We start from the raw sequence: 23128 nt of genomic DNA on the forward strand, positions 1-23128 counted from the left end.
ACTAACCCCCTAACATAGCCAGTTGTTTGGTCAGCCCTGTTCGTCCCATTTGTAATTGATGGCCTTGCCATTTATGTTGAACACTGCTTAAAAGGTGAGTGGCTAAGCCTCTAACATCTTGATTATCTAACCATGGCGTTAAGTCATCATTTGCTTCACCAAATAAACACAAATGCAATTTGCCTTCAGCAGAGACGCGTAAGCGGTTGCAGCTTGCACAAAATGCCTTACTGTAAGGCATGATCAAGCCAATTTGACCCGCATAGTGAGGGTGAAAAAATTCTTCGGCTGGGCCCGCATCCACCGCTTTGGGGGCTGCTCGCCAACCCGACTGTAAAAGCTGTTGTTTAAGTTGCTGACCTTGTACATGTTGGGCATTGAAATAAGCCCGGTTATCACCGGTTTGCATCAGTTCAATGAAACGAAATGTGACAGGCTTATCTTTAATATAATCAAGAAATTGCTGTAATTGGTTGGCATTGTATTGCTTGAGTAAGACCGCGTTTAATTTAACTTTTTTAACACCCAGCTCTAAGGCTTTATCAACACAGCTAAGTACTTCATGTAATGAGTCACTGCCGGTGATTTGCGAAAATGTATAAGGATTCAAGCTATCGGCGCTCAGGTTTAGGTTTGTTAAACCACTGGCCACTAAACGAGGAAGTTTTTCAAGTAAGCGATAGCCATTGGTTGTCATTGCAACGGTATCAATACCTTGGGTTTCACTGCATGCTCCGACGATATCGGCAAGATCTTTGCGCAAAGTAGGCTCGCCGCCAGTTAAGCGTATTTTTTTAGTACCCGCCATCGCAAAGGCGTTTACCAAGGTGCTAATTTTATCAACACTGAGGGTTTTCGGACGAGCATCACACACGTAGCCATCCGGTAAGCAGTAATTACATTTAAAATTACAGACTTCCGTTACTGACAAGCGTAAGTAATTATATTTTCTATCAAAATTATCTTGCAACATCACAGCCTTTCCAAGTCGGGAGGCAAACAAATTTCTTTATTTACCCGGTGGTCACCCACGGTACATTAACCATGCTAAAAACTAGTTTAGGTCGATGTACTTCAGCATCTTGGATACAGCTTAGAGAGTTTGCATTTGCATCACCATACAAAAGAATGGGCAGACAAACTACCCACAAATAAGTAATTTACAGCAACAAGCCCACTATCAATCATGCGCTTATACATTATAAAATCTTTAAATCACTGATACAGATCTTTACCGCCGACAGGCAAAAACGTCAGTTTTACTTGTGTCCCCTGCTCTTCTCGAGGTAATACCACTAACTCACCATTAAGGTGTTTGGCTCGCTCTTGCATAATAGCCATGCCATAATGGTTTAATTTCTCTGCATTGTGGCTAATCCCTACGCCATCATCACTAATAGCAAGCTCTAATTGACCATCATCAAGTTGCTTTAAGGTGATCCACGCATTGTTCGCCTGTGAATGGTGCACGGTGTTTTGGCTTGCCTCTCGTGCAATTTGTAAGATATGAATTTCTTCCATTGGTGATAAAGGCACTTGCTTAACGGCAAACTCTAAATGAAACGAAATGCTGCTTTGCGAGGCTAACTGATCAATGGTTTTATTCAGCGATGCCTCTAACCCCTCTTCCACCATTTTTAAACGAAAAGTGGTTAATAGTTCACGTAATTGCCGATATGCAGAATCTAACCCCATTTTAAGTTCATCAATAATCGGCTGCTGCATATCATATTGCTGCTTATTCTGCGTTTTTGACAAGCGCGTCACTTGAATTTTCAAATACGATAATGCTTGTGCTAAAGAGTCATGTAACTCACGCGCAATCACCGTACGCTCATGGAGTAACGCGATACGACGGTCTTGATTATGCTGCTCGTCAAGGTTAAGCGACAAGGCAACCTGGTCGGTCACCGACTGAACAAGCTGTAACTGCCAAGAATCTTCGGCAAAGCATTTGCCTCCACGCACAACAATCACACCGTAATGGTTATCCCCATACACTAATGGAAAGCGTGTTACGGTGCTGTCATCAATTGATACAAATGCAGCGCTCCCAATACAGTTATCACAACTTTGAGCGCGGCATGCTCCCTTGTCATCGTGTGTTGGTTTTATTTGTACATACGGCTGGTCGCCACCCGATGTCATTAAGCATAACTCAATGTCATTAACGCCAATGAGTTGCGACAACTCATCAAACGTTTGCTGTAAGTCATGCTTTTTTTCTCTGGTTTCCAGTAGCAAACGGGCTGTTTTAAACAAAAACGCAAGGGTCTGATTATTTAACTCAAGCTTTTCAGTTTGCTGCTTTACGCGTAACTCAAGTTGGCCATACATTGATGCTATCGCCTCGCAGGTATGGTTCAAGGTGGCTCCCATTAACGCCAGTTCGTCATCGCCCTGTAAATCAACATGATGCGTAAAATTTCCTTTCCCGATAGCGTAGGCAGCGTGAGTCAGTTCAGCCAAAGGCTTTTCAACCCTTAAACTGATTAAATGCAAGGTAAACATGCCCACCAATAAGGTAATAAACAACGCGCCAACTTGAATAGTGCGCAGTAATCTAATTTTGCTTTCAGCATCTATTTGCACCGCATAAACAAATGCATCAGCATTTTGAGCGAGTGTTTTTACATAGAGATTAAATTGAGCCTTATCTTCTATCGGTAGGTTAAGCAGTGCGGGCTTTAGGAATGATTGCCAATGAACAATGGTTTGCTGCCACAACACATTTAACTGTTCATCATTTTGTAGCTTCTGAAAAATGGGGTTTCTTAGTTTTTCTTCAAATATTGCAATGCGTTTATCTATTTCCTGTTTGTTTCCTTCAAGGCCGTACATTCCCAGCTGATACGACTCCATTCTCAGCGAGCCACTCAAATTAATTGCGCGAGCATCTAAGTCGGCTAATTCTGTGATCCAATACGATGCAAACAAGGTCGTAATGGCCAGACTAATAATCCCGACCAATGACCCTTTGATATACACCATGACCGAGCCATTAAATCGATTTTTTAGTTCATTTAACCGAATACCCACAATAATTACCCACCTTTTCTATGTTACGAAACCATAACGCTTGTATGTTATCAACACCAGTATTTTCACCCTAACAGCCCCACATTTACACTACCTCTTTGTAGGTATTCTCATAATATTCATGGCCTTACCCCCCATTGAGATATTGATCCTCATCAAGTTACTGTAGCGGTGAAACACTATATTTGATTTGCAATGTAGCTTTCTGCCGCTTCAAGGTGCCTAGTGATTGAGCGCTAAAGTTGAGCAGGATAGGAGAATAAGTAAATGAGCCATTTGTTGAATAAAATGCGCTTTTTCAAGACTAACAAGCAAAGCTTTGCGGGTAGTCACGGTGTAACAACTGATGAAAATCGCGATTGGGAAGACGGCTATCGTCGTCGCTGGCAGCATGACAAAATTGTACGCTCTACACATGGTGTAAACTGTACAGGTTCATGCAGTTGGAAAATTTATGTAAAAGATGGGCTAGTTACCTGGGAAACTCAGCAAACAGACTACCCTCGTACACGTCCTGACTTACCAAATCATGAACCTCGTGGTTGTCCTCGTGGAGCAAGCTACTCGTGGTATATTTACAGTGCCAACCGCTTAAAATACCCTAAAGTTCGTCAAGCATTATTAAAACTGTGGCGCGAAGCTAAGCAAGTACATAGTGATCCAGTTAAAGCATGGGAATCGATTGTTACTGACCCTGCTAAAACGAAAAGCTACAAGTCAAAACGTGGTTTAGGTGGCTTGATCCGTGCTAAATGGGATGAAGTGAACGAGATCATCGCGGCTTCTAATGTTTACACCGCAAAAACGTACGGCCCCGACCGTATCATGGGATTCTCACCTATTCCTGCAATGAGTATGGTTAGCTACGCGGCTGGTTCGCGTTATTTATCACTGATTGGTGGTAACTGCTTAAGCTTCTATGACTGGTATTGTGATTTACCACCTGCATCGCCACAAATTTGGGGTGAACAAACAGACGTTCCAGAATCAGCTGATTGGTATAACTCAAATTATATCATTGCTTGGGGCTCAAATGTTCCACAAACACGTACTCCTGATGCTCACTTCTTCACTGAAGTACGCTACAAAGGCACCAAAACGGTTGTTATTACTTCTGACTACTCTGAATGCTCTAAATTATCAGATATTTGGTTATCGCCAAAACAAGGTACCGATGCTGCTCTGGCAATGGCCTTTGGACATGTAATTCTAAAAGAATTCCACATTGAAAAACCAAGTAGTTATTTTACCGACTACGTTCGCCGCTACACCGATATGCCTATGCTTGTCGTGTTGGATAAAACCGACCAAGGCTACACACAAGGTGCCTTCTTACGTGCAGCAGACTTGGCTGATAACTTAGGCCAAGACAACAACCCTAAATGGAAAACCATTGGCCTTGATGAAACAAGCAATGAACTTGTCTCACCAACAGGGGCTATTGGCTATCGTTGGGGTGAAAAAGGCAAGTGGAATATTGAGCAACGTGAAGGAACAAACGGCAGCGATATCAAGTTAGCGCTCAGCTTAAAAGATCACTCAGATAAAGTTGAATCAGTATTATTCCCTTACTTTGGTGGCCAAACACATGAACTTGGTTACTTCCAACATACTGAACATGACGATATTCAAGTTCGTAAAGTCCCTGTTAAAACAATTACACTCAAAGATGGTAGCGAAGCACTCGTTGCCACCGTATTTGACTTAATGATTGCGCATTACGGCGTTGACAACGGCTTGGACGACCCTGCGGTTGCAAAATCATATGAAGACAATGTGCCGTATACACCTGCATGGCAAGAAAAAATCACCGGTGTTAACGCAGCTCACGTAATCCAAGTAGCGCGTGAGTTTGCCGATAACGCAGACAAAACTCGTGGCCGCAGCATGGTCATCGTGGGTGCTGGACTTAACCACTGGTATAACATGGATATGAACTACCGTGGCTTAATCAACATGCTGATGATGTGTGGCTGTGTGGGTCAATCAGGTGGTGGCTGGGCTCACTATGTAGGCCAAGAAAAGTTACGTCCACAATGTGGCTGGTTACCGCTTGCGTTTGGTTTGGATTGGCAACGTCCACCGCGTCAAATGAACGGGACGTCTTTCTTCTATAACCATTCTGATCAATGGCGTTATGAAAAACTTGAAATGACCGAAGTGCTGTCTCCTTTAGCAAATAAAGAGAACTGGACTGGCTCAATCATTGACTACAATACACGTGCAGAACGCATGGGCTGGTTACCTTCTGCCCCTCAACTAGGCATGAACCCACTGCAACTGTGTAAAGATGCAGAAAAAGCAGGATTATCAGCTAAAGATTATGCAGTGCAGCAACTTAAATCTGGTGATTTAGACTTTGCATGTGAAGACCCTGATAACCCTAAAAACTTCCCGCGTAACATGTTTATTTGGCGCTCTAATTTACTGGGTTCATCGGGTAAAGGTCACGAATACATGCTGCGTCATTTCCTCGGTACTAAGCATGGCTTGCAAGGTAAAGATCTTGGCGAAAGCGGAGATAAAAAACCTGAAGACGTTGTATGGCATGATGATGCACCTGAGGGCAAAGTTGATTTATGGGTCACACTTGATTTCCGTATGTCAACGACCTGTTTGTATTCCGATATCGTGTTACCAACCGCAACTTGGTACGAAAAAGATGATATGAACACATCCGACATGCACCCATTCATTCACCCACTTTCAAAAGCGGTTGATCCAGTGTGGGAATCACGTTCGGATTGGGATATTTTCAAAGGCATTGCGAAAAAATTCTCTGATTTATGTGAAGGTCACTTAGGCGTTGAGAAAGACTTAGTAACATCGCCACTCATGCACGACACGCCAAGCGAGTTAGCCCAGCCAGACGGCATTAGTATGTGGTGGAAAGGCGAATGCGATCTGATCCCTGGTGTCACAGCACCCAATATGATTGAAGTTGAGCGTGACTACCCTAATACCTACAACCGCTTTACCTCTCTTGGGCCACTGCTCGAGAAACTCGGTAATGGGGGTAAAGGTATTAATTGGAATACAGACCAAGAAGTGAAGTTTTTAGGTGAGTTGAATTACACGCACACCAGCGAAGGCCCACAAAAAGGTCGTCCAAAAATAGACACCGCTATTGATGCAGCTGAAGTCATTTTAAGTCTTGCTCCTGAAACCAATGGTCATGTTGCTGTTAAAGCGTGGCAAGCATTGGGTGAGTTCACGGGTCGCGACCATACACACTTAGCAACCCCTAAAGAAGATGAAAAAATTCGCTTCAGAGATATTCAAGCACAACCACGTAAAATCATCAGCTCGCCAACATGGTCAGGGCTTGAAGATGAGCATGTGTCTTACAACGCAGGCTATACCAATGTGCATGAACTGATCCCTTGGCGTACCGTTACCGGCCGTCAACAATTTTACCAAGATCACCAATGGATGCGTGATTTCGGTGAAACCATGGTGTCGTACAAACCACCTGTAAACTTAAAAACAACTCAACCATTATTAGATAAAAAACCTAATGGTAATAAAGAGTTAGTTTTAAACTGGATTACACCACACCAAAAATGGGGCATTCACTCAACCTACTCAGACAACCTACTTATGCTGACATTAAGCCGTGGTGGTCCGATTGTTTGGATCAGTGAAACGGATGCCACAGAAGGGGGTATTAAAGATAACGATTGGATCGAAATCTTCAATGTAAATGGTGCCATTGCAGCACGTGCCGTCGTATCACAGCGTGTACCACAAGGTATGAGCATGATGTACCACGCACAAGAGCGCATTGTAAACACACCAGGCTCTGAGATATCAGGAACTCGAGGCGGTATTCATAACTCAGTTACCCGCGCCATCATGAAACCAACCCATATGATTGGGGGTTATGCACAGCAATCATACGGCTTTAACTACTACGGTACTGTGGGCTGTAATCGTGATGAGTTTGTAATTGTCCGTAAGATGGACAAGGTTGATTGGCTAGATAACGAGTAACCGAGGATAAAATTATGAAAGTACGTGCACAAATTGGCATGGTCCTAAATTTAGATAAATGCATCGGTTGCCATACCTGTTCAATCACTTGTAAGAATGTATGGACTAGCCGAGAAGGTGTTGAATACGCTTGGTTTAACAACGTAGAGACCAAACCGGGTATTGGTTATCCGAAAGAATGGGAAAACCAGAGCAAATGGAATGGTGGCTGGAAACGCAACAGTAAAGGCGTATTAGAGCCCAAACAAGGTAATAAACGCCGTTTATTAGCTAATATTTTTGCTAATCCAGATTTGCCCGAAATTGATGATTACTACGAGCCGTTTGATTTTGATTATCAACATCTGCATAACGCACCTGATAGCAAGCACCAACCGGTTGCTCGCCCTCGCTCGTTAATTACGGGTCAGCGTATGGAGAAAATCAACTGGGGACCTAACTGGGAAGAGATTCTCGGGACTGAATTCTCAGAGCGTAAAAAAGATAAAAACTTTGACGACGTAGTACAAAAAGACATTTACGGGCAATTTGAAAAAACCTTCATGATGTATTTGCCACGCCTGTGTGAGCACTGCATCAACCCAGCCTGTGTTGCTAGCTGCCCTTCTGGTGCGATTTATAAACGTGAAGAAGATGGCATTGTCTTAATTGACCAAGACAAATGCCGTGGCTGGCGGATGTGTGTATCAGGTTGTCCGTATAAGAAAATTTACTACAACTGGAAATCGGGTAAATCAGAGAAATGTATTTTCTGTTTCCCTCGAATCGAAGCAGGTCAACCCACCGTGTGTGCTGAAACCTGTGTAGGTCGAATTCGTTACTTAGGCGTCTTACTTTATGATGCAGACCGCATAGAAGAAGTTGCAAGTGTACCGAATGAGCAAGACTTATACCCTGCACAGCTTAGTATGTTCTTAGATCCGAACGATCCTGAGGTCATTGAAGCAGCACGCAAAGAAGGGATCCCTGAAAATTGGTTAGAGTCAGCACGCCAATCTCCTGTCTATAAAATGGCAATGGACTGGAAAGTAGCACTGCCTCTGCACCCTGAATACAGAACCTTGCCAATGGTTTGGTATATTCCACCATTGTCGCCGATTCAATCAGCGACAGAGGCTGGTCATGTTGGCATGAATGGCGTTATTCCTGACTTGAAGTCATTACGTATCCCCATGCGCTACCTTGCTAACTTACTTACCGCAGGTGATGAGAAGCCCGTTGTACGAGCACTTGAACGCATGATTGCTATGCGCGCTTTCAAACGTTCGCAACAAGTCGATGGCGTTGAAGATCTCGAAGTACTTCAGCAAGTTGGACTAAGCGCTGACCAAGTTGAGCAAATGTATCGTTATATGGCGATTGCCAATTACGAAGACCGCTTTGTGATACCCACCAGTCATAAATCGTATGCTGAAGATGCCTACGATATGAAAAATGGCTGTGGTTTCAGTTTTGGTAATGGCTGTAGTGATGGTAACAACGGCGTAAATTTATTTGGTGCCAAAAAAGCCACCGTGAAACAAATTATCCCCGTTGAAATCAAGGAGTAAGTTATGCAAGTTTTAAGTGTATTTTCTCATTTACTTGATTACCCGACTGCTGAGCTTGTAGAAGCGAAAGATGAGCTAATTAGCACGCTTAAGCAAAGTTCACTAACAGAGCAAAATCAACGTGCTGTCTGTGATTTTATCACCACACAATGCGAAAAAGACATACTCGACTGGCAAGCCGAGTATGACGGATTGTTTGAACGTGGACGCGCGCTTGGTCTGTGGCTTTTTGAACATGTTCACGGCGAAAGCCGTGACCGTGGTCAAGCTATGGTCGACTTAGTAGAGCAATATAAACAGGCAGGTTTAGAGTTAAGTCAAAATGAACTACCTGACTACATTCCCCTGTTTTTAGAGTTCTTAGCAACCCAAGGGGAGGAGAATGCTCAGTCTTGGTTAGTTGAAGTTGATCATATTTTTGGTCTGCTATTGTGCCGACTCGAAAAACGAGAGAGTAACTACTCATTACTGTTTTTAAGCTTGCTAGAGCTTGCACAGAGTGACCTAGACCTCGAGGTATTACGCAAGCAAATCAACGGTGAAAAGCGCGACGATACGAAACAAGCAATTGACAAAGAATGGGAAGAAGAAGCCATTACTTTTGGTGCACAAGATGCAACTAACTGCCCAAGTTCAGTCAATCGCCCTGACGAAACTCAGCGCAAAGATCAATATGTTCCAGTTAGCTGGACTGACTTTAATCAAGAAGCCAGTTAAGGAGTTCATCATGAGTTATTTAAACACCTTTTTCTTTGGGATTTACCCCTATATCGCCTTAGCCGTGTTTGTTATTGGCTCGGTAATACGTTACGACCGAGAGCAGTACACATGGAAAACAGGCTCAAGCCAACTACTTGAAAGCAAAAAACTCAAGCAAGGCAGCCGCGCATTTCATATTGGTATCATTATGGTATTGCTCGGCCACTTTGTAGGCTTACTCACACCAGCAGAAGTATGGCATGTGTTTGGTATTGAAGCGGGTCACAAGCAACTGATTGCCATGACGTTAGGCGGTGTGTTTGGTTTGATTTGTTTTTACGGTCTAACCATTTTAATCAAACGCCGCTTATATGAACCGCGCATTAGAGCCACCAGCAGTAATATGGATATTGCAATTTTACTGCTGTTATACGTGCAGTTAATTTTAGGTTTATTGTCAATTTTTGTCTCAGCAGGTCATTTAGATGGTGCAGAAATGCTACTCCTAATGAGCTGGGCACAAAACATTGTGACCTTTGATTTAACCGAAGCAACCGCAGCAATTGCACAAGTACATTGGATTTATAAGCTACATGTTGCACTAGGTATGACGTTATTTGTGGTATTCCCATTTAGTCGCTTAGTTCATATTGCCAGCGTACCGGTACAATATTTAGGCCGAAACTACCAAGTGGTTCGTAGCAAATCTTAACCTATCATGCCCTGTTTCGACAGGGCATTCCCCCTCGAGGTCGATATGATTAACGTTAATCAACACACTATTAGCGAAACACAAATTCTTAATGAAATGCAGTATCACCCAGCCGACGATCATCGCGCTGCGATGGTAGAGGCGGCACAGAGTTTGATCATTGGCGAATTGTTACAACAACGCGCACAAGCGCTAAATATCAATCTAGATACGCACGCTTCAGACACCGACGAGCAACGCCAAAATAAATTGCTCGAAAAACTTATCGCTACTGAAGTGCAACTGCCCCGTGCCAGCGCGACTGAGTGCGAACATTATTATCAACAAAACAAACCCAAGTTCACCACACCTCCCCTCATTGCAGCAAAACATATTTTACTTGCAGCACCGAGTAGTGATGAAAAAGCGCGTAGTCATGCGCTGAACCAAGCCGAAAACCTGCTTAACGCACTCTCGCAAGGCGCTTCTTTTAGTGAGCTTGCACAGCAATATTCAAAATGTGATTCGGCTCAGTTAGGAGGCCAACTTGGTCAAATAACAAAAGGGCAAACCGTCAGCGAGTTTGAACGTCAAGTATTCAGTGCTGATGTTGGCTTAATTGCTCACCCTATTGAAACTCGTTTTGGTTATCACCTTGTTTATGTTGATCATAAAGAGCCTGGGCTGCAACTGCCTTTTGAAGCCGTGGAGTCACGTATTGAGGACTACCTGAATAAAAAAGTAGAGCGCAAAGCCATCGCGCAATATATCCAATTATTAATTGCTGACGCCGATATTGAAGGCTTCGACTTTAATGTCAGCAGCAGTCCGCTTGTACAATAAAATAAAGGAAAACACATGAGTTGTTGTGGAGCCTGTGGTGGGCAAGAGAATACAAAACCAACCGTTCAAGACAATACGCCGAGTGAGCAAGCTTTGGCGGATACCGCAAAGCACAAAGATGAGGGGCAAGCAGTCCCTGACAATGAAGACGAGTAATCTCACTGAAACTTGAGCACAACGCGTCAAATAAAGTACACTGTAGAATACAGTAAAGGCTTGTTGGAGTATTCGCTCCTACAAGCCTATTTATTTTCAATAGAGACAGATCATGGCGCAAACTCGCGGAAATTTATTTATCTTATCGGCCCCTTCAGGCGCAGGTAAATCAAGCTTAATTAGTGCATTACTAAACAAACACAGCGATATGAAAGTATCGGTTTCACACACAACTCGTTCACCTCGCCCAGGCGAAGAAAACGGTGTGCATTATCATTTTGTGTCGGTTGAGGAATTTAAAGCACTGATTGAAAAGAATGATTTCTTTGAATGGGCGCAAGTGTTCGATAATTACTACGGCACTTCAAAGCAAGCAATTGAGACTCAGCTTGCAGCAGGCATTGATGTATTTTTAGATATTGACTGGCAAGGTGCACAGCAAATTCGTAAATTAGTCGAAGATGTTGAAACCATTTTTATTTTGCCCCCCTCAAAAGAAGAGCTTGAATCACGCTTAACGAACCGCGGCCAAGATTCGAGTGAGGTTATTGCAGGAAGAATGGCCAAAGCCCAGTCTGAAACCTCTCATTACAATGAATATGATTACGTTGTAGTAAATGACGACTTCGACACAGCCCTTGCTGAAATCGAAACAATTGTTATGGCAAAACGTTTATCACTCAAGAGCCAAGCACAGCGCCATCAAACGCTTTTAGATAATTTATTAAAGTAAGACACGCGTTAATTAACGAATAGAGATAAAAATTAACCACTAGCTATTGGCGAATCTGACTTGGTGCAGTAAACTACGCCTTTGCTTAAGAATTTATTTGGAGTGCTAAGATGGCTCGCGTAACTGTTGAAGATGCAGTAGATGCAATTGGTAATCGTTTTGACTTAATTTTAGTTGCGGCTCGTCGTGCCCGCCAAATCGCGGTAGGTGGAAAAGATCCACTTGTTGACGCAGAAAATGACAAGCCGACAGTCATTGCTTTACGTGAAATTGAGAAAGGGTTAGTAAATAGCTCATCAATGGACTTAATTGATCGTGAAGAACAACAACACCAAGAAGCAGCAGAAATGGCTGCAGTGGCTGCTATCGTAGGTGGCAACCAATAATCAAGCTCCCCGCTTTGATTTCGCTAAACGGCTAGTATTTCAGCACTAGCCGTTGGCAAGCCCTTCTTTTCATCGTATATTCTATTCATACCGTTACCGATTTACTTCATTTGCGCATTGGAGTGTGACTTTGTATCTTTTTGAAGGTCTAAAAAAGAAAATATCCGAATATTTGTCTCCCGCCGATATCGAGCTGGTGCAAAAAGCTTACGTGGTTGCTCGTGAAGCCCACGAGGGTCAAACACGTTCAAGTGGCGAGCCCTACATTACTCACCCTGTCGAAGTGACACAAATTCTTGCTGGCATGCATCTCGATCACGAAACTTTAATGGCAGCATTAATGCATGACGTGATTGAAGACACCGACTTTAGCCAACAAGATTTAGCTGAGATTTTTGGCGACACAGTTGCCGAATTAGTAGAAGGCGTTAGTAAACTCGATAAGCTGAGCTTTAAAGACAAAAAAGAATTCCAAGCGGAAAACTACCGTAAAATGATCATGGCAATGACACAAGACATTCGCGTGATCTTAATTAAGCTGGCAGACAGAACGCACAATATGCGCACACTCGGCGCACTTCGTCCCGACAAGCGTCGTCGTATTGCCCGCGAAACACTCGAAATTTATGCGCCAATTGCAAATCGTTTAGGTATTCACGACATTAAAAATGAGCTGGAAGATTTAGGCTTTCAGGCACTCTATCCTATGCGTCATCGCGCTTTGAAATCTGAAGTGATCAAAGCCCGCGGTAATCGAAAAGAAGTCATCAGTAACATTAAAAGTGAAATCGAAGCACGCCTTGAAGAGGCTGGTATCGACGCCACGATTTCTGGCCGTGAGAAACACCTCTACAGCATCTATAAAAAAATGCTGAACAAAGAGCTCTCTTTTAACGAAGTCATGGATATTTACGCGTTTCGCATCAATGTAGATAACATGGATACCTGTTATCGCGTTTTAGGTGTTGCGCACAACTTGTATAAGCCAATTGAAACGCGCTTTAAAGATTACATTGCGGTGCCAAAAACCAATGGTTATCAATCATTGCATACATCATTAGTGGGCCCACATGGCATTCCGGTCGAAATTCAAATTCGTACCCACGATATGGATCATATGGCCGACAAAGGGGTTGCCGCTCATTGGATGTATAAAAAAGCCGGTGATAGCGCAGGTCACACCGCACAACAACGTGCACGCCAATGGATGCAAAGCTTACTTGAGCTACAACAAAGTGCTGGGTCATCGTTTGAGTTCGTTGAAAACGTTAAAACCGAGCTATTCCCTGAAGAGATTTATGTTTTCACGCCAGATGGTCGTATTGTTGAACTGCCCATGGGGGCAACCGCCGTTGACTTTGCCTATGCAGTGCATACCGATGTAGGTAATACCTGCGTGGGGGCGCGTGTAAACCGCAAACCGCATCCACTGAGTAAAGCGCTTGATACGGGTCAAACCGTCGAAGTTATTACCAGTTCTGGCGCACACCCTAACGCCACGTGGCTCAACTTTGTGGTGACAGGTAAAGCCCGCTTAGGGATTCGTAACTACCTTAAAAGCCAACAGCACGAAGAAGCCTTGTTACTAGGGCGTCGCTTACTCGACTCAGCCCTTGGTGAGCAAAAACTGGATGACATTCCAGATGAAAATATTCGCCGCGTGCTTCAAGAACATGAACTGAATACCGTATTAGAGCTGTTGGTCGAAATAGGCTCTGGTAACTTAATGAGCGTCTTAATTGCCAAGCGCCTAATGCAAGTAGAGGCCGACGACCTTAATGCGCTTGCCAGAAAAGCCAAAGCGACCATTATCGGCACCGAAGGTATGCTCGTTAATTACTCTAAATGCTGCCGTCCCGTTCCTGGAGATGCCATCACCGCTCATATCAGCCAAGGTAAAGGCTTAACGGTTCACCGCCAAGAATGTAAGAATATTCGCGGCTGGGAGAATGAACGTTCGAAATACTTGGTTGTAAAATGGGACGATAATCCCGAGAAAGAATACATTGCCGCCCTTCGTATTGAAATTATCAATCATCAAGGGGCACTTGCTAAGCTCACCAATGTCATCGCCTCAACCCAAGCAAACATTGTCGAGATAGCCACCGACGAAAAAGAAAGTAATCTATACATGATAGACTTAGGCATTACCGTGAAGAACCGTGTTCACGTTGCCAATATTATGCGTCGCATTCGTGTGATGCCAGATGTACAAAAAGTCTACCGTAAAAAGTAACAAGGATAATCATGAACAAATCTTTTATTTCTACTGACAATGCACCCGCAGCAATCGGCACTTACAGCCAGGCTGTTAAAGTAGGTACCGCTGTTTACTTATCAGGTCAAATTCCTCTTGTACCAGAAACAATGGACGTTATTTCTGAAGACTTTACAGAGCAAACACATCAAGTATTTAAAAACCTTACGGCTGTTTGCCAAGCCGCGGGTGGTCAAATTCAAGACATGGTTAAAGTCAATATTTTCCTGACTGACCTATCAAACTTTGCAATTGTTAATGAAGTGATGAGCCAGTACTTTAAACAACCTTATCCAGCTCGCGCTGCAATTGGCGTGCGTGCACTACCCAAAGGCGTGCAAGTTGAAATTGACGGTATTATGGAATTACCTTCAACGAACTAATACACACAGTGCCAGCAACCCCCTTGCTGGCACTTTTTTAGACAAAGTTACTATTTTCCTCAGCCGAAGTTCTTGACTCACAAACCATTCTCTAGCAATCTGTGTAGTAATAATAATTAGAAACCTTTAACTATTGTAGTACAAAAGGATCCCCCACGTGTTTAAGCTGGCTCACAATGGAAACGTCTTATTAGATGTTCACGAACATTCACCACCCAGTGCTGCGTTTATTATCGAAGCATTAGAAAAGTCATCCTTCTGCGAATGCAGAGTGGATCATGATGCGATCAATAACTTTTTTAAAAATAAATCTACTGAACGTATGCTCGTTGTAGCTTCAAAGCATGATGCAAGCCTTGAGGTATCATTAAGTGATGACAAAATGCTGGCCACTGGTGAGTTGACTATCGCTGAAGGCGGCAAAGCCCTAACCCTTGAAAACGCGAAAAAAGAACTCATTAAAGCCGGCGTAGCACGGGGTTATAAACAAGCATTTTTAGAACAGTTATTGCAAAAACAGTTTGAGCTTCCCGCAGGCACTAAAACCAAAGGCGTATTAGCAAAAGGCCGCTTGCCCATTGATGGCCAGCCCTCAAAACTAGTGCCGCAAGTAGAAACGTTAAAAGACCGTTTAAAACAGCCCAAACTACGTGAAGATGGCACCGCCGACATGCGTGACTTTGGTAAGTTAGCCAGCGTAGAGCCGGGTGTACTGCTTATAAAACAAGTGCCTGCCACTCCCGGTAAAGAAGGGTTTACCGTCACCGGTGATGTGCTGCCAGCTAAAGCTGGTGAGAGCCATGCCTTAGTTGCAGGTGAAGGCACTGAGATTTCAAAAAACAATCCGCTGGAGCTGATTTCAGTGATCGCAGGGGTGCCTGTTGATATTGCCAATGGCATGCGTGTAGACGACATTTTTACGATTGCTGATGTTAACGTTAAAAGTGGCCATGTTGATTTTGAAGGCAGTGTCATCGTAACCCATAACGTTGAACCCGGCATGCGCATAAATGCGAAAGGCGACATTACCGTCATGGGAACCGTTGAGTCAGGTCACTTAACTGCGGCAGGCGATATCACCATAAAACAAGGTGTAATAGGCCACCAGCTCGATGATAAAAGCTTATCTTGTCATATTGTTTGCCAAGGCGACATTCACCTATCTCATGGTCAATACAGCTACCTTGAAGGCAATAACATTATCATTGACCGCCAATCAAGCCATTGTGTGATGAAAGCCGCTAAGTTGCTGCAGTTAGGCAAAGAAGACAACCCTCAAGGTAAGTTATTTGGGGGCACTATTTTAGATGCACAAATGGTGATAGCAGGTGAAATTGGTAATGAATCAGGTGCCAAAATGGTTATTAACCTCGCGGCCTCTGGCGCCCAAGTCACCGCACAAACCGATCAGTGTTTAAAAGACCTAGCACAAACCGACTCACAGCTAGATAACTTGCAAGAAGCCATTGAAAAAGCCGACCAAGTCAAAGACGCTGAAAAGAAAAAGCTGTTATTGGCTAAGATAGGCGCTACACAAATGCATTACTGTGAACAAGCAGAGCAGCTCGAGAAAAAGCTCTCAAACTTAGAGCTTCATTTACATGAACTGCTTGAAGGCGCACAACTCGTCGTTAATAAAACATTGCACTCGGGAGTTGAGATCCATATTTTCGATAAAGTGTTACTCACTAACCGCCAATACCCACCTTGTAAAGTCAAACTCGAAGAAAGCAAAATTGAAGTTGAGTTTAAAACAAGTTAAAAAAAAGAGGCTTAAAGCCTCTTTTTACCAGGGTCATTAATCTTTAAACTAAAGAATTCCTTCAACTTGCTGCTTTAACTGCTCAGGCCACACGCCGACCTGCACTTGCCCGATATGGTGCTTTTGTAATAGCAGCATCGCTAAACGAGACTGACCAATACCACCACCAATCGTTTGCGGGAACTTTTTCGCTAATAACGCTTTATGCCAATCAAATTCAAGACGCGCTTGGTCGCCCGTAATCGCCAGTTGTGTAGCCAATGCATCAGGACTTACACGAATTCCCATCGACGATATTTCAAACGCATCTTCAAGTACTGGGTTCCACACTAGAATATCGCCATTTAAACCAGCAAACTTGCTGCAGGTTTGCGTCGACCAATCGTCGTAATCTGGCGCACGCACATCATGAATTTTACCATCTGCAAGCGCTCCCCCAATACCAATTAAAAATACCGCACCGTATTCCTGCGCAATCGCTTTTTCACGCTGTTTCGCAGTGAAATCAGGGTACATTTGGCGTAATTGTTCACTGTGAACAAAGGTAATTTTTTCAGGTAAAAATGGGGGGATATCAAACTCACTTGCAACATAACGTTCAGTCGCTTTTATCGCTTGATAAAGTAACGTCACTGTTTCTTTAAGTTTATCTAAAGTACGTTCAGTGCTTTCGCAAATCACTTTTTCCCAGTCCCATTGGTCAACATACACTGAATGAATCGGGCTTAATGACTCTTCGTCTGGGCGTAATGCTTTCATGTGAGTATAAAGCCCTTCACCGACAGAGAAATCATACTCGGCGAGCGTTTTACGCTTCCATTTAGCGAGTGAATGCACCACTTCAAACTGGCTACCAGGAATCGTTTTCACCGCCACCGATACAGCATTTTCAGTTCCGCTAAGGTTATCTTGAATACCATCACCTACTTTTGCCAAGATAGGGGCTTGCACCTCAACTAAGCCAAGTTGCTGCTCTAATTGACTCGAAAAAAACTGTTTTACTTTACTAATTTGCTGCTGTTGCTGCAGGTAGTGTGAACTCATAATAATTGGCCTCATTCCCAGTTATTGTTACTTGCTTATAGAGAACTAAAATCTCTTCGTTAAAACAATCCTCAACCAAATGAAGGTTATTTTCAATAACCCGTAACAAAAAGAACTTAACATTGCAATTATCGTAAAAATAATGCTATAAATTTTAGATAATCAATAATTACAACTCGGTTAATTCATGGAAAATTATCAAATCGATAATCTCGATAAAAACATCCTCAACGCATTAATGGAAAATGCACGCACCCCATACGCAGAATTAGCCAAACGCTTTGCCGTCAGTGCCGGCACTATTCATGTTCGCGTCGAAAAAATGAAACAAGCCGGTATCATCACCGGCACCCAAGTGAGTATTAATGCAAAGCAACTCGGTTACGATGTCTGCTGTTTTATTGGTATAAATCTCAATAATGCCCGTGATTACCCAGACACCTTACTGCATCTAAAAGAGCTTGAAGAAGTGGTTGAGGCCTACTACACCACAGGCAACTACAGTATATTTATCAAAGTAATGGCGCGCTCTATTGACCACTTACAGGATGTGTTGATCAATAAAATTCAAGCCATAGAGGCCATTCAATCAACTGAAACGCTTATTTCGTTACAAAACCCAATAAGTAGAGCGGTAGTGCCCTAGCCTTATACTGGGTATAATCAGCGCCAATTAGAATCCGTCAACGAGCACACAACTATGGATACAACTCGCTTTGAGCGTGTAAAACAGGTGTTAGAACGCCGCCAAACGGACCTAACGGTTTGTTTAGAAGAAGTACACAAGCATCATAATTTATCAGCCATTGCCCGTACTGCTGACGCAACAGGCTGTCATCATGTGCACGCAGTGTGGCCTGACAATCAAAAATGGCTAACCAATAACACCTCGGGTGGCAGCAAAAATTGGTTAGAAACGCACTTGCATCGCACCATAGACGACGCCGTAGCGATGATGCGAGCCCATAATCCAGAAGTGCAAATTTTAGCAACTAACCTCAGTGACGATGCGGTCGACTTTCGCGAAATTGATTACACCAAACCAACGGCTGTGATTGTAGGCCAAGAGCGTGATGGAATTTCGCCTCGCGCACTTGAGCATGCTGATAAACACATCATTATTCCAATGCAAGGGATGGTGCAATCGCTCAATGTATCCGTTGCAGCCGCATTAATTTTGTTTGAAGCACAGCGCCAACGCGAAGAAGCCGGCCTGTATGAACGTAATATGTTAGATGACAGCATAAAACACCGTATTTTATTTGAGGGATGCCACCCTATTATTGCAAAGCAATGCCGCGAAAAAGAACTGCCTTACCCCGCGCTTGATGAAAGTGGAGAAATAGTCGCTGATGATGACTTTTGGCAGATTTTAAAACATACGCAATCGCTTGAAGCCGCTAACGACTCACAGTAAACTGAAAAAAGTTTACTAATTAATAATTTGAGTCACCATTGAGTCATTGTAGCTTAGCGTTATACCCGATAACTGAATTAAAAGGCGTTGGCCCCAAAATGGCCGAGCGCCTTGCTAAGCTTGGTATTCATACAGTGCAAGATATGCTGTTTCATTTACCGCACCGCTATGAAGACCGTACTCGCATTCACCCCATTTGTGAATTACAGCCACACAGCCATGTGAGTGTCGAGGCCACAATTGAAACCAGCCAAATTACATTTGGCAAAAGACGCATGCTGGTTTGCCAAGTTAACGATGGCACAGGTCGTTTAACGCTGCGTTTTTTTAATTTTAGTGCGGCACAAAAAAATGCGCTCAGCGCTGGTAAAATTATTCGCTGTTTTGGTGAAATACGCCGTGGTCGGGTTGGGTTTGAAATGACCCACCCTGAATACAGTTTGTCAGACACGCCATCAGAACAACCGACGAACACCACCCTAACACCCGTTTACCCTGTTACTGAAGGCCTTAAGCAGCTATCTATCCGCGCTTTAAGCGACCAAGCCTTAGCTTTACTTGCTAAATATCCCGTTGAAGAATTACTGCCAGAACAATTTCAACCCACTGGCATGCGCTTAAGTGAAGCACTTTTGACCTTGCATCGCCCGCAAAACGATGTCGATTTAACGGCGCTTGAGCAAGGCTTTCACCCTGCTCAGCAACGATTAGTATTTGAAGAGCTGCTCGCACAAAATTTAAGCTTGTTGAAGCTACGCCAAAAAGGCCAAAGTGTAAAAGCTATTGCATTAAAGCCTCATAACCCGCTAGAGACAGAGTTTTTGTCGACACTGGCATTTAGCCCCACCACGGCACAAAGCCGAGTTGTGGCAGAGATCAAGGGCGATCTTCAACACCCTTTCCCAATGATGCGCCTTGTTCAAGGTGATGTAGGCTCAGGAAAAACCCTTGTTGCAGCACTCAGTGCGCTAACAGCAATTAGCGAAGGCTACCAAGTTGCCTTAATGGCTCCGACCGAAATTCTTTCTGAGCAGCATGGTATCAACTTTAGCCAATGGTTTAACAACTTGGGCATTGAAGTCGCATGGCTTGGAGGCAAAAGTAAAGGAAAAGAGCGCACCGCCACACTTGAAAAAATAGCCTCGGGTGAGGCGCAAATGATTGTTGGCACTCATGCGCTGTTCCAAGAGCAGGTCGAATTTAATAACCTTGTTTTAATCATTATTGATGAGCAACATCGCTTTGGTGTGCACCAACGATTATCACTGCGTGAAAAAGGGCGTTTTGGCGACTGTTATCCCCACCAACTGGTTATGACAGCCACACCTATCCCACGCACGTTGGCTATGACCGCGTATGCAGACTTAGAAACCTCTGTAATTGATGAATTACCGCCAGGTCGAACGCCTATCACAACCGTTGCCATTCCAGATACTCGCCGTGATGAAATCATTCAACGAGTCAGAACAGCCTGCACAGCGCAAGGCCGTCAAGTGTATTGGGTTTGTACGCTTATTGACGAGTCTGAGGTATTGCAGTGCCAAGCAGCAGAGGACAGCGCAGCACAATTAAAAGAAGCCCTGCCCGAGCTAAATGTCGGCTTAGTACATGGCCGAATGAAAGCCGCTGAAAAGCAAGCGATTATGAGTGAGTTTAAAGCGGGTAATATTCATGTTTTAGTCGCGACAACGGTGATTGAAGTGGGTGTTGATGTGCCGAATGCCAGCCTGATTATCATTGAAAACCCCGAACGCTTAGGACTTGCGCAATTACATCAATTAAGAGGCCGTGTTGGTCGAGGAGCGATAGCATCGCACTGTGTTCTTCTTTATCACGCGCCTTTATCTGCAACAGCACAAAAACGCTTAGGTGTATTACGCGAAAGTAATGACGGCTTTGTTATTGCCGAAAGAGACCTTGAAATCCGTGGTCCAGGTGAAGTGCTCGGCACCAAGCAAACCGGTTTAGCCGAATTTAAAATCGCCGACCTTAATCGCGACAAACAAACGCTGGCCCATGTCAGACCCATTGCCTTTAAAATGTTAACCGACTACCCAGAGCAATCAAACAAGCTAATTACACGTTGGTTAGCCGGCAAATCAGATTACGCGCTCGCATAAAAAAGCCCCGCATCAATGCAGGGCTTAAAATAAGGGAGTTATCCGTGTGAACGGTTAGAATTTGTATTCAATACCAACGCCTAGGTAATCTTGATCCACTTGGTTGTCCATATCAAATGTTGAGTAGAAACCAAATACTTTGGTGTTTTTGCTAAGCGTGTGATCAACACCAGCAGAGATAGCCGTTTTCTTATCGCCTTCATCAAAATCAATCACTTGGTATTGAACTTTGAACGTGTTGCTATTCATTTTATACGCCGCATTCACCAAGTAACCATCCGCTTCTGTGCTGCCATCCACTTTCTCTTGTGTTTGGTACATAGCACCTAGTTTAAAGTCGCCGACTTTACCTTGTACGGTTGCACGTACAATATCGTAGCCTTTCACTTCACTATCTGCTGCAACAGAGGCATACAGTTTGCTGTCTTTTAATTGAGCGTCACCGTAAGTAACTGCAAGTGAATAACCGTTATCTGCATCAACATCATCTTCTGCAATATAGGTTGCAAGCACTTTAAAGCCACTGAAATCGTTAGATGCGTAAGAAATCGTATTACCTAAACGGTTTTCACCTTTAAATACATTTTTAATATCGCCTTCAAGGTCATTGAATAAATCAATTTTGCCTTGAGATAGCTTCATTGCTGTGTCGTTACGACCAATCACAACCTGACCAAAGCCACCTTTAACACCTACGTATTGGTTACGTGCAGTGATGTTGTCATCATTGTCGCCTTTTGAATCAGCGTCAGATACGTCAACACCAAACTCTAGTTTATAAACAGCTTCTAAGCCTTCAGTTATTTTTTCAGAGCCTTTCAGGCCAAAACGTGAGTTATTGCTTTTGATTTCAGTGAAAGACCCTTCACCATCGTCAGATGATTGAACAGTCACGTTTGCTTTACCATACACATCAACATCCGCTAATGCTGAAAAAGATAAACCACCAAATAAAGCTAAGAATAAGCTAGACTTTGCAAATTTCATGTCGTTTCCTCAATAATCGCAACAAAAACACGTGCTCGTGTTTCAATGCGGGCAGTTTGCCAGCGAAAAATGACAGAAAAATGACAATTGAAATAAAATCGTAAATTTACCTTCATGAAATGTAATTATTTCTGAAATAAAAACGTAACTTACTACTGCGAAATAAAATTTTATTTAAAGCATCGTTTAAAATTTTTTAAGCTTTAATTTTTAATTCAGTCAATAAAGTCACCAATTTCTCTAATAGTGGCGTTTGTTCATTATCTCTGTGGTAGGCAACAAACACATCTCGCGAGGTATGCGCCACATCTTCAACATGATATAGCTCACCCGCTTTAAGCTGCTCCTCGACTAATAACTGAGGAATAAAGGCACTACCGCCACACTTCAAAATTAAGTCTAAGGCAATACGCCCGGTGCTGGTTCTAAAATAAGGAGGAGCGTGACCATTAAACTCACGAGCATGCCATAACGAAAACGAGGTGCCCCAGTCTACATACACATACTGGTTATCAAAAAAGTTCTCACTGTTTGCTGTTTCGTATGCACTCACCGGAATGATCGGCAATTCACAAATACGCTCAACAATTAACTCATCTACTTTAGGGGGATCGAACAGCACGGCTAAATCGAGTGTGCGCTCAAGTAATAAACGCGTGCTCTCTTGCTGCGCCTTCACTTCAGCAACCAATGAAACTCCCGGCATTGCCGAGACAATATTCGTGATCCCAAACTGTAAAAAAGCATCCCAAATATTCGGAGTGCCTGCTAAACTAATTTGCTTATGCATATTATCAGCAAGTGCCACATCGACTTTAGCCCTTTGCATGCCGGTGATAATCATTTGTGCGTGAGGTAAGAGTCGTTCACCCGGCGCTGTTAGCTGTATATTATTACGCTGACGAATAAATAAATTAACGCCTAAACCTTGCTCTAATTGACGGATCCGAAAACTCACAGCAGACTGGGTAATGTACAGGTTTTCAGCTGCCTTACCAAAGTGACGTGTGCGCACCACTTCAACAAAGGTCTTTAATAAATCGATATCCATTTTTTACCCTTACGATA

At 43.4% G+C, this 23128-nt stretch carries 19 protein-coding genes and 1 riboswitch; of the genes, 14 read left to right on the forward strand and 5 right to left on the reverse strand.

Annotated features, from left to right (window positions below; translation table 11 throughout):
• Position 1 precedes the first annotated feature (1 nt).
• Both moaA and IT970_RS13490 read right to left on the reverse strand, forming a co-directional pair.
• Positions 2–973 carry a GTP 3',8-cyclase MoaA gene (moaA, locus tag IT970_RS13485; protein ID WP_075593988.1) on the reverse strand — a complete coding sequence of 324 codons (972 nt, stop codon included), beginning with the start codon at positions 971–973 and terminating at the stop codon, positions 2–4.
• A riboswitch (molybdenum cofactor riboswitch) is annotated at positions 961–1092 on the reverse strand. It overlaps the preceding gene by 13 nt.
• 123 nt (positions 1093–1215) lie before the next feature.
• The gene (locus tag IT970_RS13490; protein WP_083422916.1) at positions 1216–3039 is read right to left on the reverse strand and encodes a histidine kinase; all 1824 of its coding nucleotides are present in this window, start codon (positions 3037–3039) and stop codon (positions 1216–1218) included.
• A gap of 267 nt (positions 3040–3306) precedes the next feature.
• Between IT970_RS13490 and IT970_RS13495 the strand changes: the two genes are divergently transcribed.
• The 11 genes from IT970_RS13495 to IT970_RS13545 all read left to right on the forward strand — a co-directional run bounded on the left by IT970_RS13495 (position 3307) and on the right by IT970_RS13545 (position 16492).
• On the forward strand, positions 3307–7032 hold the full coding sequence (locus IT970_RS13495; protein ID WP_196857410.1) for a nitrate reductase subunit alpha: 3726 nt from the start codon (positions 3307–3309) through the stop codon (positions 7030–7032).
• A 14-nt stretch (positions 7033–7046) separates the two neighbouring features.
• Positions 7047–8582, forward strand: coding sequence for a nitrate reductase subunit beta (narH, locus tag IT970_RS13500; RefSeq protein WP_036973051.1), 1536 nt, complete (start codon positions 7047–7049; stop codon positions 8580–8582).
• Between the two features lie 3 nt (positions 8583–8585).
• Entirely contained in the window at positions 8586–9299 is a 714-nt protein-coding gene (gene narJ / locus IT970_RS13505; RefSeq protein ID WP_036973052.1) for a nitrate reductase molybdenum cofactor assembly chaperone, read from the forward strand.
• 10 nt (positions 9300–9309) lie between these two features.
• A complete protein-coding gene (narI, locus tag IT970_RS13510; protein ID WP_036973053.1) occupies positions 9310–9993 on the forward strand; it encodes a respiratory nitrate reductase subunit gamma in 684 nt (227 codons plus the stop codon).
• A gap of 45 nt (positions 9994–10038) precedes the next feature.
• Positions 10039–10815: a peptidylprolyl isomerase gene (locus IT970_RS13515; protein ID WP_196857411.1), complete on the forward strand. Its 777-nt coding sequence runs from the start codon at positions 10039–10041 to the stop codon at positions 10813–10815.
• A gap of 15 nt (positions 10816–10830) precedes the next feature.
• Positions 10831–10971, forward strand: a complete 141-nt coding sequence (locus IT970_RS13520; protein ID WP_196857412.1) for a hypothetical protein — start codon at positions 10831–10833, stop codon at positions 10969–10971.
• Positions 10972–11083: 112 nt separating this feature from the next.
• Positions 11084–11704 carry a guanylate kinase gene (gmk, locus tag IT970_RS13525; protein ID WP_036973055.1) on the forward strand — a complete coding sequence of 207 codons (621 nt, stop codon included), beginning with the start codon at positions 11084–11086 and terminating at the stop codon, positions 11702–11704.
• A gap of 110 nt (positions 11705–11814) precedes the next feature.
• Entirely contained in the window at positions 11815–12090 is a 276-nt protein-coding gene (gene rpoZ / locus IT970_RS13530; RefSeq protein WP_036973056.1) for a DNA-directed RNA polymerase subunit omega, read from the forward strand.
• 130 nt (positions 12091–12220) lie between these two features.
• Positions 12221–14326 (forward strand): bifunctional GTP diphosphokinase/guanosine-3',5'-bis pyrophosphate 3'-pyrophosphohydrolase, encoded by a 2106-nt coding sequence (gene spoT, locus IT970_RS13535; protein WP_036973057.1) that lies wholly within the window; start codon positions 12221–12223, stop codon positions 14324–14326.
• An 11-nt stretch (positions 14327–14337) separates the two neighbouring features.
• On the forward strand, positions 14338–14730 hold the full coding sequence (locus tag IT970_RS13540; RefSeq protein WP_036973059.1) for a RidA family protein: 393 nt from the start codon (positions 14338–14340) through the stop codon (positions 14728–14730).
• Positions 14731–14887: 157 nt separating this feature from the next.
• A complete protein-coding gene (locus IT970_RS13545) occupies positions 14888–16492 on the forward strand; it encodes a DUF342 domain-containing protein (RefSeq protein ID WP_036973061.1) in 1605 nt (534 codons plus the stop codon).
• Between the two features lie 48 nt (positions 16493–16540).
• On the opposite strand, the gene asnA is transcribed toward IT970_RS13545, so the two are convergent.
• Positions 16541–17536 carry an aspartate--ammonia ligase gene (asnA, locus tag IT970_RS13550; RefSeq protein ID WP_036973062.1) on the reverse strand — a complete coding sequence of 332 codons (996 nt, stop codon included), beginning with the start codon at positions 17534–17536 and terminating at the stop codon, positions 16541–16543.
• A 187-nt stretch (positions 17537–17723) separates the two neighbouring features.
• Here asnA and asnC point away from each other — a divergent pair, with 187 nt between their 5' ends.
• Genes asnC through recG form a run of 3 tightly spaced genes read left to right on the forward strand, consistent with a single transcriptional unit; the run spans position 17724 to position 21073 of the window.
• The gene (asnC, locus tag IT970_RS13555) at positions 17724–18182 is read left to right on the forward strand and encodes a transcriptional regulator AsnC (protein WP_036973064.1); all 459 of its coding nucleotides are present in this window, start codon (positions 17724–17726) and stop codon (positions 18180–18182) included.
• A 54-nt stretch (positions 18183–18236) separates the two neighbouring features.
• The gene (gene trmH, locus IT970_RS13560; protein ID WP_065978344.1) at positions 18237–18953 is read left to right on the forward strand and encodes a tRNA (guanosine(18)-2'-O)-methyltransferase TrmH; all 717 of its coding nucleotides are present in this window, start codon (positions 18237–18239) and stop codon (positions 18951–18953) included.
• Positions 18954–18991: 38 nt separating this feature from the next.
• Positions 18992–21073 carry an ATP-dependent DNA helicase RecG gene (gene recG / locus IT970_RS13565; RefSeq protein ID WP_036973068.1) on the forward strand — a complete coding sequence of 694 codons (2082 nt, stop codon included), beginning with the start codon at positions 18992–18994 and terminating at the stop codon, positions 21071–21073.
• 54 nt (positions 21074–21127) lie between these two features.
• Here recG and IT970_RS13570 read toward each other — a convergent pair whose 3' ends face one another.
• Both IT970_RS13570 and IT970_RS13575 read right to left on the reverse strand, forming a co-directional pair.
• The gene (locus IT970_RS13570) at positions 21128–22060 is read right to left on the reverse strand and encodes a porin (RefSeq protein WP_196857413.1); all 933 of its coding nucleotides are present in this window, start codon (positions 22058–22060) and stop codon (positions 21128–21130) included.
• 196 nt (positions 22061–22256) lie between these two features.
• Positions 22257–23111, reverse strand: coding sequence for a LysR family transcriptional regulator (locus tag IT970_RS13575; RefSeq protein ID WP_036973070.1), 855 nt, complete (start codon positions 23109–23111; stop codon positions 22257–22259).
• Between the last annotated feature and the right edge of the window lie 17 nt (positions 23112–23128).

This window comes from Pseudoalteromonas sp. A41-2 (assembly GCF_015767615.1).
GTDB classification, from domain to species: Bacteria; Pseudomonadota; Gammaproteobacteria; order Enterobacterales; family Alteromonadaceae; genus Pseudoalteromonas; species Pseudoalteromonas lipolytica.

What these genes read in the sequence shown, in the direction of transcription:
- moaA (WP_075593988.1), bottom strand. Translation starts at nt 973, where the DNA reads ATGTTGCAAGATAATTTTGATAGAAAATATAATTACTTACGCTTGTCA.
- IT970_RS13495 (WP_196857410.1), top strand. Translation starts at nt 3,307, where the DNA reads ATGAGCCATTTGTTGAATAAAATGCGCTTTTTCAAGACTAACAAGCAA.
- narH (WP_036973051.1), top strand. Translation starts at nt 7,047, where the DNA reads ATGAAAGTACGTGCACAAATTGGCATGGTCCTAAATTTAGATAAATGC.
- narJ (WP_036973052.1), top strand. Translation starts at nt 8,586, where the DNA reads ATGCAAGTTTTAAGTGTATTTTCTCATTTACTTGATTACCCGACTGCT.
- narI (WP_036973053.1), top strand. Translation starts at nt 9,310, where the DNA reads ATGAGTTATTTAAACACCTTTTTCTTTGGGATTTACCCCTATATCGCC.
- IT970_RS13515 (WP_196857411.1), top strand. Translation starts at nt 10,039, where the DNA reads ATGATTAACGTTAATCAACACACTATTAGCGAAACACAAATTCTTAAT.
- IT970_RS13520 (WP_196857412.1), top strand. Translation starts at nt 10,831, where the DNA reads ATGAGTTGTTGTGGAGCCTGTGGTGGGCAAGAGAATACAAAACCAACC.
- gmk (WP_036973055.1), top strand. Translation starts at nt 11,084, where the DNA reads ATGGCGCAAACTCGCGGAAATTTATTTATCTTATCGGCCCCTTCAGGC.
- rpoZ (WP_036973056.1), top strand. Translation starts at nt 11,815, where the DNA reads ATGGCTCGCGTAACTGTTGAAGATGCAGTAGATGCAATTGGTAATCGT.
- IT970_RS13540 (WP_036973059.1), top strand. Translation starts at nt 14,338, where the DNA reads ATGAACAAATCTTTTATTTCTACTGACAATGCACCCGCAGCAATCGGC.
- asnA (WP_036973062.1), bottom strand. Translation starts at nt 17,536, where the DNA reads ATGAGTTCACACTACCTGCAGCAACAGCAGCAAATTAGTAAAGTAAAA.
- asnC (WP_036973064.1), top strand. Translation starts at nt 17,724, where the DNA reads ATGGAAAATTATCAAATCGATAATCTCGATAAAAACATCCTCAACGCA.
- trmH (WP_065978344.1), top strand. Translation starts at nt 18,237, where the DNA reads ATGGATACAACTCGCTTTGAGCGTGTAAAACAGGTGTTAGAACGCCGC.
- IT970_RS13570 (WP_196857413.1), bottom strand. Translation starts at nt 22,060, where the DNA reads ATGAAATTTGCAAAGTCTAGCTTATTCTTAGCTTTATTTGGTGGTTTA.
- IT970_RS13575 (WP_036973070.1), bottom strand. Translation starts at nt 23,111, where the DNA reads ATGGATATCGATTTATTAAAGACCTTTGTTGAAGTGGTGCGCACACGT.